This window comes from Caulobacter sp. Root655 (assembly GCF_001427665.1).
Taxonomy (GTDB): domain Bacteria; phylum Pseudomonadota; class Alphaproteobacteria; order Caulobacterales; family Caulobacteraceae; genus Caulobacter.
This window is the reverse complement of the sequence record NZ_LMHC01000027.1, coordinates 265,432-276,902: the sequence shown is the minus strand read 5'-3', so window position 1 is coordinate 276,902 and position 11,471 is coordinate 265,432. Positions and strand designations below refer to the sequence as shown.

Here is an 11,471-nt window from a genome sequence, read left to right as displayed (position 1 = left end):
GCTAGGACGGCGCGTGCGTGTCCGAGGCGGGATAAGTCTCGATGATCAGCCGGGCCGCCTCGACGATCTCGTCCCACGGCGCGCCTTCCGCCTCGTCGACCTCGTTGCTGGCGCCCAGCAGCGCCGTCTCGGCGCCGTGCCCCGGCCATCTGGCCGGCCCGCTGGCGGCGATCGCCTCAAGCCGGGCCCGGCAGGCCATCCGCTCGACCGTGCTCGCCGCGATCACGCGATCGATCTCCGCCAGGTCCGCGCCGGGCTGCTTTCGCGCGCCGATCAGCAGGACCAGCATCACGGCCAACTGCAGGTACTTCCTCCGCAGGCTGCGCCACACGATATGGATCTCGCCCTGCCTCGCCGACGGCCCCTCAGGAACGCCCCCGCGCAGCTTGCGATGAAAGCGCCATTCCTCCAGTCCGAGACCATCGTAGCCGTCCTTCGCGGCGAGGCTTTCGGACCAAGCGTCCATGGCGTTCGACATGTCGTTTCCCCTCGTGACCAGCCAGGAGGTTAGATGCGGATCGACCGCCCGCAAAGGGGTTGGGTCGGGTCCGGATCCCGACCGAATCCGCCGCGACCACGTTCCCCCTCATCATTTCGACTCATCCATGCTATGGGAGCTATTGCGCGAACCCATCAAGGAGCATTTCCGCTGCGTAGCGACCCCGCGCCAAGTGCGCACGAGGGGACGGCTTCCCCCGTCACCTCTTCCGACCAGGGCACCGCCCTGGACACAAGCATCAAGGCGCTGGAGCGTCTGATCCTCACTCGCCTGGACGACGATAAGGCCCAGGACGTGGTCTACATCGACCTGAAGGACAAGAGTTCGGTGGCCGACAGCCTGATCGTGGCGTCGGGCCGTTCGCACCGTCACGTCGGGGCCCTGGCCGACCACATCATCCGCGCGCTCAAGGAGCAGGGCTTCGGCAAGGCGCGGGTCGAGGGCCTGCCGCACTGCGACTGGGTGCTGATCGACGCCGGCGACGTGGTGGTCCACCTGTTCCGTCCGGAAGTCCGCTCGTTCTACAACATCGAGAAGATCTGGGCCGTCGACGCGCCGCACCGGATGGCGTCGAACTAAGGGCCTGGCGAGAGAGCGGCCGTTCGACCGCGAGGGGAGCCGACCCATGAGCGACGAACGCCCGCCTCTCCAGGTCTCATGCTCATTCTGTCGGCGGGAATCCGCCGAGGTGACAAGGATGGTCGTCTCGCATGACGTGGCCATCTGCGACGAGTGCATCGGCATTTGCCTGGGAACTCTGGCGGCGGACCCCGACCTCTTCGAGGCGACGATCGAGCAGGCTAGAGCCTTCGCGGTCGCCGTCGATCAAGCCGACACTTCAGAACCGGCCCTATAGTCCTCCGCCCGCCATCGGCGGGTCGCGCCGAAGGTTGGAATGAAGATCACCCTACTCACCGTCGGAAAGCTCGGCCGCATGGTCGAGGCGCGGCTGGCCGTGGACTATGCGTCCCGGGCCACGGCGTCCGGCCGCGCCCTGGCGCTGGGTCCGGTGGAGATCGTCGAGGTCGAGGCCCGCAAGCCGGGCAAGGCCGCCGAGGCCGAGGTGCTGCGTCCGCACCTGGAGGGCGCCCACGTCATCGCCTGCGACGAGCACGGCAAGGTGCGCCCCAGCCGCGCCTTCGCCGAGCATGTCGGCCGGCTGCGCGACGACGGGACCCGGCGGGTGGTGTTCCTGATCGGCGGGGCCGACGGGCTGGACCCGTCGATCCTGGCCGCGGCCCACGAGACCATGGCCTTCGGGCCCCAGACCTGGCCGCACGCCCTGGCCCGGGCCATGCTGGCCGAGCAGGTCTATCGCGCCGTCACCATCCTGGCGGGCTCGCCCTATCATCGGGACTGACCTTTTTAACCCGCTCATCCCGGCGAACGCCGGGACCCAGATCCTATGGCGGTGTGGATGATTGGAAGAGCTCGGAGCTCAAGGCCCCACTTCCCCGCTATTCCATCTGGGTCCCGGCATTCGCCGGGATGAGCGGAGTTGGAGTGGCTGCGAGAACCGGTTGTCGCCGCAACCCAATGCGGGCATTCATCCTCTCATGTCGCGCCGCGTCACGCTGATCACCGCCGGCCTCCTGGCCGCCCTGCTGGGCGCCGGCGGCCTCGTCGCGGCCCAGGTCGGCCAGCGGGGCCCCATCAGCCAACGCGCCAAGGACCAGCAGGCCGCCGCCGACACCCGCCGCGAGATCGCCGACCTGCGCGGCGAACTGGACGCCCTGGGCCAGAAGCGCCTGGTGGCCGGCGACGACGTCGCCGCCAAGCGCGCCCGGCTCGAGGCCCTGCACCAGCGCGAATCGGCCCTGGTCGGCGAGCTGGGCCGCGATCGCGGCCAGCTGTCGCGGCTGCTGTCCGCCCTGCAGCTGTTCCGCCGCGACCCGCCGCCCGCCCTGCTGGTCAGCCCCGGCGACGCCCGCGACGCGGTGCGGGCCGCCATCCTGATCCGCGCCATGACCCCCGAACTGCAGGCCCGGGCCGACGGCTACGCCCGCCAGGCCCGGGCCGTCTCGGCCCTGCGCCGCGAGGCCGCCGCCGCCTCGGAGGAGCTGTTCACCGCCGAGAGCCTGGTCGCCGACCGCAAGGGCGAGCTGGAGCGGATGATCGTCGAAAAGACCCAGCTGGAGCGCGCCTACGCTCAAGAGGCGATGACTGGAGACCAGGAGCAGCGCACCCTGGGTGCCCTGACCGACAGCCTGGCGCCCAGACCAGTCACCGGGCCCTTGACGCTGCGATCCCCTACCCCCGGCCCCTTCAACCATCGGTTCGGCGAGGTCATGCCGGCCGGCGGGCGGGCGTCCGGGGTGTCGATCCGCACGGAAAAGGGTCATGCCATCGCCAGTCCCGCCGCCGCGACGGTCGAATACGCCGGACCGCTCAATGGTTGGGGTGTGGTCTTGATCCTGCGCGCCCAGGGCGCCTACCATCTGATCCTGGCGGGAATGGACCAGGTTTCCGTCGCCCCCGGACAATCTGTCGCAGCCGGCGCGACGGTTGGCCGGATGGCGGAGCATGGTTCTTCCGCGCCAGAACTCTATTTTGAGGTCCGCGAGGACGGCGCTTCCGTCGATCCCGAGCGTTGGCTCAAGCAGGGGTCGCGATAAACGGCTTTTTCAGCGATGATGGCCGTCAAATGAACAAGGGTCCGCCACAGTTAGGCGGGCAGATAAGTTTTAACGCGGCGCGGGAGCGTCGTCAGGGAGCCTTCCAGGCCACATGCGCAAGTACCTGCTCATCGGTGTTTCGGCCTTCGTCCTCGGCGCGGGGACCATGGCCTATGTCAGCCCCATCGCCCAGGCGACCAGCTCGACCAAGACCCAGACCTACAAGATGCTCGAACTGTTCGGCGACGTGCTGCAGACGGTCGACACCCAGTACGTCTCCGAGGTCGACAACAAGAAGCTGATCGAGGCGGCCCTGGACGGCATGCTGACCAGCCTGGACCCGCATTCCGGCTACCTGTCGCCCGACAGCTTCGAGGACATGCAGGACACCACCCGCGGCGAGTACGGCGGCCTGGGCATCGAGGTGACCAGCGAGGACGGCGTGGTCAAGGTGATCTCGCCGATGGACGGCACCCCCGCCTCGCGGGCCGGCATCCAGGCCGGCGACTACATCACCGCGGTCAACGGCCAGTCGGTGCTGGGCCTGACGGTCAACGAGGCGGTCAAGCAGATGCGCGGCGCGGCCGGCGAGGCGGTCACCCTGACCATCGCCCGCGACAAGACCGACCCCTACGACGTCAAGCTGATCCGCGAGGTGATCAAGCCCAAGGCCGCCATCGCCCGCATGGAGGGCGACTACGGCTATGTCCGCCTGCCCGGCTTCAACGAAAAGGCCACCGACGCCCTGACCACGGCGATCACCGACCTGCGGACCAAGAACCCGCAGATGAAGGGCCTGATCTTCGACCTGCGCAACAATCCCGGCGGCCTGCTCGACCAGGCCGTGGGCGTCTCGGACGTGTTCCTGGACGGCGGCGAGGTGGTCAGCCAGCGCGGCCGCGACCCGCGCGACATCCAGCGCTACAACGCCAAGTCGGGCGACCTGCTGAACGGCCTGCCGGTGGTGGTGCTGATCAACCAGGGCTCGGCCTCGGCCGCTGAAATCGTCGCCGGCGCCCTGCAGGACCGCCACCGCGCCGAGCTGGTGGGCATCACCAGCTTCGGCAAGGGTTCGGTGCAGACCGTGATCCCGCTGCGCGGCGGGGCCGACGGGGCCCTGAAGCTGACCACGGCCCGTTACTTCACGCCGTCGGGCCGCTCGATCCAGAAGACCGGCATCGAGCCCGATCTGGAAGTGGCCCAGACCAAGGACCAGGCCCAGGACATCGCCAACCGCGTGTGGTTCAGCGAGGCCAGCTTCAAGAACGCGCTCAACGCCGACGAGGGCAAGACCCGCAAGGGCGTCCATACCCCGGCCGAGGCCCCGCCCACCGGCTTCGACGAGAAGAAGGGCGACTTCCAGCTGGACCGCGCCATCGCGGTGCTGAAGGCCGGCTCGGTCGAGGCGGTGCCGAAACTGCCCAAGCCGCAGGCCAAGATCGCCGAGGTCACGGCCAAGGCCGCCGCGGCGGCCGGCAAGGCGCCCGTCGAGAAGAAGTAGGCCGCCCAGCACTGCCCATCCGGTGCGGCGGACGTGCGCGGCTTGGCCGCGCGCGCGCCGCATGTAAACTTCTCCGCCGGATGGGGAGGCCTGGACATGACTGACGCCGAGCCGCCTGACCGGGACGCCGCGCGCCCCGGAGCTGGCCCCGAACCCGCGAACGCACCGCCCAGCTGGGTCAACCGCTTCGGCGGCAAGCTGGTGCTGGTGTTGCTGGACAACAAGTACACGCCGTCGATCAAGATGGGGCGCAGTCTCTGGGGCCTCTACGATCCCCTCAGCTATCGCCCGAGCGACGCCGAGGACACGATCACGGTCCCGCGGGGGTTCGTCACCGATCTCGCCTCCATTCCCCGCTGGGGCTGGATCGTGCTGCCGCCGGACGGACCCTGGGTGAAGGGCGCGGTGATTCACGACTTCCTGTACGCGACGCGGGGCGCGGGGATCTGGAAAAACCATCCGTCGGGCAATACGCGAGCCGCGCCCTACACCCGCCGCGAGGCCGATTGGATCCTGCGCGACGCCCTGCGCAACCGCGGCGTCAATATGCTCCGCCGCAATATCATCTGGCTCGCCGTGCGAATCGGCGGCGGCGGCGGATGGGGCAAGGACGACTCGCGACAGAAACACGCGACCGAGGCCGACGAGGCTTTCATTCTGGAGTGAGACGGGCTTGCCCGCGCGTTCCGTCGCACCCCTCATTAACCATATATTCGAAGCTTGCCGCCTAGCGTCCGACCATGGCCGTGTCGTTCTCCCGCAAGCCCGCCTATAGCGCCGCCGCGCCCGCACTGGGCCGCGGGGATGTCGGCGACCTGCGCGCCCGCGTGCTGGCGGCGGCGGCCAATCCCTATGTCGGGGCCAGCGCCGCGGCCCTGCTGTTCCTGCTCAGCCTGAGCGCCCTGATCCTGCTGACCGGTGACCCCAACAAGGGCTCGCCCCTGGTGCGGGTCGAACTGACCAAGATCGGCGCCACCCGCAACGCCCCCGACGGCTGGCTGCAGGCCCTGACCGACGAGGCCGACCGCGAGGCTCCGCTGACGCCCGGCGCGCTGGATCTGTCGGCCCAGCCGTTCGCTGGCCCCGTGGACGAGGCCGCCCTCGCCCTGCCCGGCGAGATCGCCGCCCCGCCGCCGGTCGCCCAGGTCGGCGGCCCGCTGCCCCAGGCGCCGATCGCCGGCCTCTATGCTCCAGGCCCCGGCGGCGGCCCGCTGCCGGTGATCGCTCCCGACGGCCGCAACGCCGCCCAGGCCTATGCCCGGCCGTTCACCGCCGACGGCCGTCCGCGCGTCGCCCTGGTGATCGGCGGCCTGGGCCTGAATCCCCAGACCACCCGCGCCGCCATCGAGACCCTGCCGCCCGAGATCACCCTGTCGTTCGCGCCCTATGCCGAGGGCCTGCAAGGCTGGATCGACCTGGCGCGCGCCAACGGCCACGAGGTGCTGCTCGAGGCCCCGATGGAGCCGGTCGACTATCCGGCCAACGACCCGGGCCCCTACACCTTGATCACCGCCAACCGGCCGGAAGACACCGTGCGCAAGCTGGAATGGCTGATGTCGCGCGCCACCGGCTATTTCGGCCTGACCAACTATCTGGGCTCGCGCTTCGTCACCAACGACGTGGCCATGAACACCTTCACCATGGCGCTGAAGTCGCGGGGGCTGGCCTTCATCGACGACGGCCAGGCGTCCTTGCGCGGCGGTCCGATCCCCCGCGCCTCGGCCGACCGGATCATCGACGACGAACTGTCGGCCGGCGCGATCGACGGCCAGCTGAAGATGCTGGAGGCCGGCGCCGCCGGGCGCGGCCAGGCCCTGGGCTCGGGCTTCGCCTATCCGGTGACCATCAGCCAGGTACGGACCTGGGCCGCGGGCCTGTCGGCCAGGGGCTTGCAGTTGGCGCCCGCCTCGTCCATGGCCAGGCGATGAGCGCCAGCCCAACCTCCCCACACACTCAAGACAGCCACCCCCGTTACCGCCCCAATGTCGGCGTCGTGCTGTTCCACCCGGACGGCCGCGTCTGGCTGGGCAAGCGCCATCGGCAGCCCCCGCCCTACAACTGGCAGTTCCCGCAGGGCGGGGTCGACGAGGGCGAAGAACTGCTCGACGCGGCCCGCCGCGAGCTGGCCGAAGAGACCGGCGTCACCTCGGTTGCGTATCTGGACCGCACCCCGGGCTGGCTGATCTACGACTTCCCCGCCGACTTCGCGGGGTCCAAGAAGGCGCGCGGGTTCAAGGGCCAGAAGCAGGTTTGGTTCGCGTTCCGCTTCACCGGCGACGAGTCCGAGATCGATCTGGAGGCCCATGGCGAGGTCGAGTTCGACGCCTGGAAATGGGCGCCGCTCGACGGGACGCCCGAATTGATCGTACCCTTCAAACGCGCGGTGTACGAACAGGTCGTCTCCGCGTTCGGTGGGTACGCGCGCGGCGGGTAGAAACCATGCCGCGGCTAGAGGGCAGGCGGCATGAGCAAGACCATTCTGATGATCCACGGCTTCGGCGCCGCGGGCGATAGCTGGAAGCCCGTGGCGGCCAGCTTCACGGCCGCCGGCTACGCGGTCGAGACCCCGACCATCCATGCCTCCCTGCGCACCGTGGGCCCGCCTCCGGCCGGCCTGGCCGGCAAGAGCCTGTCCGACTATGTCGCCGAGATGAGCGACCTGGCCCAGTCGATCGCCAAGCGCGACGGCGCCAAGCCGGTGGTGTTCGGCCACTCGATGGGCGGGCTGATCGCCCAGAAGCTGGCCGAGGCCGGCCTGGCCTCGGGCATCGTGCTGTTCGCGCCCGCCTCGCCGGCCGACGCGCGCGGCAAGCCCAAGCTCTCGCCGGTGTTCACCTTCCTCAACATCGCCACCACCGCCAAGCCGGAGACCAAGGCGGTGAAGATCTGGAAGACCGGCTTCAAGTGGGGCGTGCTCAACCAGACCCCCGCCGCGCGCCATGACGCGATCTTCGCCACCACGGTGCATGATTCCGGCCGAGCCCTGTCGGACCTGGCCTATCCCGACCGCGACCCCGACAAGACGGTCCATGTCGACGCCGCCAAGGTCACCGTGCCGGTGCTGGTCCTGGCCGGGGCCCGCGACCGCACCACGCCGATCGAGGACGTCCGGCTGGTCGGCAAGAAATACGCCGGGGCCGAGTTCCGGGAATATCCCAACAACGCCCACTGGCTGATCGACGAACCCGGCAGCACCGAGATCCTGGCCGAGGTGAAGACCTGGCTGGACGCCAAGGGCCTGGGCGCCCAAGCGCCGGTGGTCAAGCCGCCGGTGGTCAAGGCCGTCCCGGCCGACAAGCCCGCCGCGACGCCCGTAGCCGCCAAGCCGGCGGTCCCCGTGGCCCCGGTCGCCGCGCCTGCCGCCGTTCCCGCCGCGAAGCCCGCCGCCAAGGCCAAGGCGGCGCCCAAGCCTAAGCCCGCGCCCGTGAAGGTCGCCCCGGCTCCAACCCCGGCCCCCGCGGCCGAGGCCAAGACCCCGACCAAGGCCGCTCTGACCGCCCAGGCGCCTGCGGCCGCCAAGCCGCCGGCCAAGGCGATCGCGAAGGCCGCGCCCGCGCCAAAGGCCAAGGCTCCCGCCAAGGCCGCGACGCCGGCCCCGGCGCCAGTGAAGGCTCCAGCGAAGGCCAAGCCGGCTCCTGCCGCCAAGGCCCCGCCCAAGGCAGCGACGCCAAAGGTCGCGAAGGCCGCCCCGGCCGCCGTGGCCAAGCCCAAGGTGGTCGCCAAGGCCAAGCCCGTCGCCAAGCCGGCGGCCGTGAAGGCCCCGGCCAAGGCCGTCGCGGCCAAACCGGCGGCTGTCGCCAAGCCGAAGGCCGCGCCAGCCGCCAAGGCCAAACCCGCCGCGATCGCCAAGCCTGTCGTCGCCAAGGCGCCGGCCGCCGCCAAAGCCCCCGCCAAGACCGCCGCGACGAAGTCGGCCGCCAAATCTTCACCCGCGCCCAAGAAGAGCGTGTAGGCTGGCGGCGCGGCGTCCTGGCCGAGTCAGTGAGTGAGTGAGGCCTGCGTGGCGACTCCGGTGATCATGGTGCATGGCGCCTTCTGCGGCGGCTGGACCTTCGACGCCTTTCGGCGGCCCTTCGAGGCCGCTGGCCACGACGTTCAGACCCCCAACCTGATCGGCCACGGCGACGGGGCCCTGGTGGCCGGCCGCTCGATGGTCGATTACGCCAAGCAGATCGCCGCGCTGTGCGAGGCCTGTGACGAGCCGCCGATCCTGATCGGCCACTCGATGGGCGGGTTGGTGGCCCAGATGGCGGCGGCCCGCGCCCCGGTTTCGCGGTTGATCCTGCTGGCCCCTTCGCCGCCCTGGGGCGTCAGCGGCTCGAGCCTGGAGGAAGCCGCCTCGGCGGTCAGCCTCTACGCTCTGGGCCCCTACTGGCTGCAGGCCGTCGCCCCCGACTACGGGGTGGTGGAGAGCTACACCCTGGACCGCCTGCCGCGTGACGAACGCAAGGCCCTCTACGCCCAGATGACCGCCGAAAGCGGCCGGGCGCTGTGGGAGACGCTGAACTGGTGGCTGGACCCGTTCATGACCACCGGCGCCGGTCCGACCGGCGTGCCGACCCTGGCGCTGGCCGGCGGCAAGGACATCATCCATCCGCCCGCCACCGTCCGCCAGACCGCCGCGCGCCTGGGCGGATCCTGCCAGGTGTTCCCGCAGATGAGCCATTGGCTGCCGGGCGAACCGGGCTGGGAAGCGGTCGCCGAGGCCTGCCTGGACTTCATCGCCCAAGAGAACCGCGCGGCCGCCTGAGCGCGGGCGCTTCCGACGGGTCCCGGATCTTCGCGCCACGCTTGTCCGGGATGACAAGATCATCCTTGCATCGAACACATGTGCGATCGCGCCACAATTTGTGCGCGGATCGAATGTGGCCGCTTCACGGCCAATTTCCGGCATATACGCGACCTACCGATCAATTTTAGACAGTATTCGACCTCATATCGCTCAAAAATTAACCTTGATGTCACTGTACAAATAAAGGTTATCGCGTTGCGGAACCTTGGACGATGGGAGGTGTTTCGGCGCTGAAGGGATTTCCATGCGCGCCAATACCACTTCACCACAACAACTCGGGGTCGAAGCGCGCTCATTCCGCGACGTGACCGATAGCGGCGACTGGGCTCCGCCCGCCGCGCCGCTCGACATGCCCGACCAGCCGCTGCACCGCGACGCCGAGCCCCGGCGCTTCGCCCGCCTGCCTGGCCTGGGCCGGCGGCGCGCGGCGCTGGCGGCGTTCTGCGCGCTCAGCACCGGCCTGGCCGTCCTGGCCGTGGCCTCGGCCATGGCCGAGGACGGACTGGTTCCGCTGGAGATCGCCCATGTCGGCCTGATCCTGGTGCTGTTCGGCTGGATGGCCTTTTCCTTCGCCGCCAACCTGGGTGGCCTATGGCTGTCCGGCCAGAGCCAGACCTGGGAGCGGACGGTCGCCCACGGCCCCCTGCCCCGCCTGCACACCCGCACGGCCCTGCTGGCCCCGATCTACCACGAGGACTGCGGCCCGTTCTTCGCCCGGCTGGCGGCGATGCGGACCGGGCTGCACGCCCTGGGTCTGACGCCGTTCTTCGACATCGTCGTGCTCAGCGACAGCCGCCACGCGCCGGTGCTGGACGCCGAACGCCGGGGTTTCGCCGCCTTCCGGCGCGGCGAGGTCGGGCCGCGGACCTATTACCGCCACCGCCCCGAGAACATCGACCGCAAGGCCGGCAACATCGCCGACTGGGTCCGGGCCCACGGCGGGGCCTATGACCACATGGTGGTGCTGGACGCCGACAGCCTGATGGACGGCGAGACCCTGTGGCGGCTGGCGGCCGCCATGCAGCGCGACCCGTCCCTGGGCCTGATCCAGACCGCCCCGACGATCATCGGCCGCCGCACGCTGTTTGGACGGCTGGAGCAGTTCGCCAACACCCTGTATGGCCCGCTGGCCGCCTGGGGCGTGGCCTGGTGGAGCGGGGCCGACGGCAACTATTGGGGCCACAACGCCATCCTGCGGGTCGAGGCGTTCGCGCAGTCCGGCGGACTGCCGCACCTCAAAGGAAAAAAGCCCTTCGGCGGCCACATCATGAGCCACGACTTCGTCGAGGCCGCCTTCCTGCGGCGGGCCGGCTGGGGCGTACGGCTGGCCCCCGCGCTGGGTGGCAGTTTCGAGGAAAGCCCGCCGACCTTGATCGACCATCTGGTTCGCGACCGCCGCTGGTGCCAGGGCAACCTGCAGCACCTGGGCGTCGTGGGCGCCAGGGGGCTGCACCCGGTCAGCCGCCTGCACCTGGCGCGCGGCGTGCTGTCCTACGCCCTCGCCCCGCTGTGGATCGCCCTGGTGGTCACCGGGGCGCTGCTGTCGGCTCCGAACCCGGACGGCGGCGGCTATCCGCTGGCCGGCGCCGCGGTGCTGGCCATCAGCCTGGCCTTCGTGCTGCTGCCCAAGCTGCTGTCCTACGTCATGATGCTGCGCCAGGGGCGGGCCCGGGCGTTCGGCGGGGCGGGGCGGGCCCTGGCCAGCGTCGGGCTGGAGACCCTGGCCTCGACCCTGACCGCGCCGGTGATCATGGCCGCCCACAGCCGCGCCCTGCTGGCGGTGATCCTGGGCCGGGATTCCGGATGGGCGGCCCAGCAACGGGACGAAGGTCGGATGAGCGGTCGCACCGCCCTGGTGTTCCACGGGCCCGAGATGCTGGTCGGCGTGGCCCTGGCGACGCTGGGCCCGGTCCTGGGCGCGGGCCTGTCGCCGTGGCTGGCGGTGGCGGCGACCAGCCTGGTCGCCGCCCCGTTCCTGGCCTGGTGGACGGCCAGCATCTCGCGCGGCCTGCGCCTGCGGGACGTCGGCCTGCTGCTGACGCCCGGCGAGACCACCGGAGCGGG

General features: G+C 70.4%; 11 protein-coding genes and 1 pseudogene. 11 read left to right on the top strand and 1 reads right to left on the bottom strand.

What is annotated here, in order from left to right; all coding sequences use genetic code 11:
* Window position 1: 1 nt before the first annotated feature.
* Window positions 2–478 (bottom strand): hypothetical protein, encoded by a 477-nt coding sequence (locus ASD79_RS22955; RefSeq protein WP_056726012.1) that lies wholly within the window; start codon window positions 476–478, stop codon window positions 2–4.
* A gap of 171 nt (window positions 479–649) precedes the next feature.
* Here ASD79_RS22955 and rsfS point away from each other — a divergent pair, with 171 nt between their 5' ends.
* The 11 genes and pseudogenes from rsfS to mdoH all read left to right on the top strand — a co-directional run.
* Window positions 650–1,078 (top strand): ribosome silencing factor, encoded by a 429-nt coding sequence (gene rsfS / locus ASD79_RS22950; protein ID WP_162136393.1) that lies wholly within the window; start codon window positions 650–652, stop codon window positions 1,076–1,078.
* Window positions 1,079–1,124: 46 nt separating this feature from the next.
* Entirely contained in the window at window positions 1,125–1,355 is a 231-nt protein-coding gene (locus tag ASD79_RS23600) for a ClpX C4-type zinc finger protein (protein WP_082585076.1), read from the top strand.
* 39 nt (window positions 1,356–1,394) lie between these two features.
* On the top strand, window positions 1,395–1,859 hold the full coding sequence (gene rlmH, locus ASD79_RS22945) for a 23S rRNA (pseudouridine(1915)-N(3))-methyltransferase RlmH (protein ID WP_056726011.1): 465 nt from the start codon (window positions 1,395–1,397) through the stop codon (window positions 1,857–1,859).
* A 196-nt stretch (window positions 1,860–2,055) separates the two neighbouring features.
* Entirely contained in the window at window positions 2,056–3,114 is a 1,059-nt protein-coding gene (locus tag ASD79_RS22940; protein WP_056726008.1) for a murein hydrolase activator EnvC, read from the top strand.
* A gap of 112 nt (window positions 3,115–3,226) precedes the next feature.
* The gene (locus tag ASD79_RS22935) at window positions 3,227–4,615 is read left to right on the top strand and encodes a S41 family peptidase (RefSeq protein WP_056726006.1); all 1,389 of its coding nucleotides are present in this window, start codon (window positions 3,227–3,229) and stop codon (window positions 4,613–4,615) included.
* A gap of 96 nt (window positions 4,616–4,711) precedes the next feature.
* On the top strand, window positions 4,712–5,281 hold the full coding sequence (locus ASD79_RS22930) for a DUF1353 domain-containing protein (protein ID WP_056726004.1): 570 nt from the start codon (window positions 4,712–4,714) through the stop codon (window positions 5,279–5,281).
* A 74-nt stretch (window positions 5,282–5,355) separates the two neighbouring features.
* Window positions 5,356–6,543 carry a divergent polysaccharide deacetylase family protein gene (locus tag ASD79_RS22925; protein ID WP_056726003.1) on the top strand — a complete coding sequence of 396 codons (1,188 nt, stop codon included), beginning with the start codon at window positions 5,356–5,358 and terminating at the stop codon, window positions 6,541–6,543.
* Window positions 6,540–7,049 (top strand): RNA pyrophosphohydrolase, encoded by a 510-nt coding sequence (locus tag ASD79_RS22920; protein ID WP_056726001.1) that lies wholly within the window; start codon window positions 6,540–6,542, stop codon window positions 7,047–7,049. The genes ASD79_RS22925 and ASD79_RS22920 overlap by 4 nt, the downstream gene beginning before the upstream one ends.
* A 30-nt stretch (window positions 7,050–7,079) precedes the next feature.
* On the top strand, window positions 7,080–8,567 hold the full coding sequence (locus ASD79_RS22915) for an alpha/beta hydrolase (RefSeq protein ID WP_056725999.1): 1,488 nt from the start codon (window positions 7,080–7,082) through the stop codon (window positions 8,565–8,567).
* A 48-nt stretch (window positions 8,568–8,615) separates the two neighbouring features.
* Window positions 8,616–9,365, top strand: a complete 750-nt coding sequence (locus tag ASD79_RS22910) for an alpha/beta fold hydrolase (RefSeq protein ID WP_156400644.1) — start codon at window positions 8,616–8,618, stop codon at window positions 9,363–9,365.
* 286 nt (window positions 9,366–9,651) lie between these two features.
* Window positions 9,652–11,463: pseudogene (mdoH, locus tag ASD79_RS25270) on the top strand (glucans biosynthesis glucosyltransferase MdoH); the annotation flags it as partial.
* Window positions 11,464–11,471: the final 8 nt, after the last annotated feature.

What these genes read in the sequence shown, in the direction of transcription:
- ASD79_RS22955 (WP_056726012.1), bottom strand. Translation starts at nt 478, where the DNA reads ATGTCGAACGCCATGGACGCTTGGTCCGAAAGCCTCGCCGCGAAGGAC.
- ASD79_RS23600 (WP_082585076.1), top strand. Translation starts at nt 1,125, where the DNA reads ATGAGCGACGAACGCCCGCCTCTCCAGGTCTCATGCTCATTCTGTCGG.
- rlmH (WP_056726011.1), top strand. Translation starts at nt 1,395, where the DNA reads ATGAAGATCACCCTACTCACCGTCGGAAAGCTCGGCCGCATGGTCGAG.
- ASD79_RS22940 (WP_056726008.1), top strand. Translation starts at nt 2,056, where the DNA reads ATGTCGCGCCGCGTCACGCTGATCACCGCCGGCCTCCTGGCCGCCCTG.
- ASD79_RS22935 (WP_056726006.1), top strand. Translation starts at nt 3,227, where the DNA reads ATGCGCAAGTACCTGCTCATCGGTGTTTCGGCCTTCGTCCTCGGCGCG.
- ASD79_RS22930 (WP_056726004.1), top strand. Translation starts at nt 4,712, where the DNA reads ATGACTGACGCCGAGCCGCCTGACCGGGACGCCGCGCGCCCCGGAGCT.
- ASD79_RS22925 (WP_056726003.1), top strand. Translation starts at nt 5,356, where the DNA reads ATGGCCGTGTCGTTCTCCCGCAAGCCCGCCTATAGCGCCGCCGCGCCC.
- ASD79_RS22920 (WP_056726001.1), top strand. Translation starts at nt 6,540, where the DNA reads ATGAGCGCCAGCCCAACCTCCCCACACACTCAAGACAGCCACCCCCGT.
- ASD79_RS22915 (WP_056725999.1), top strand. Translation starts at nt 7,080, where the DNA reads ATGAGCAAGACCATTCTGATGATCCACGGCTTCGGCGCCGCGGGCGAT.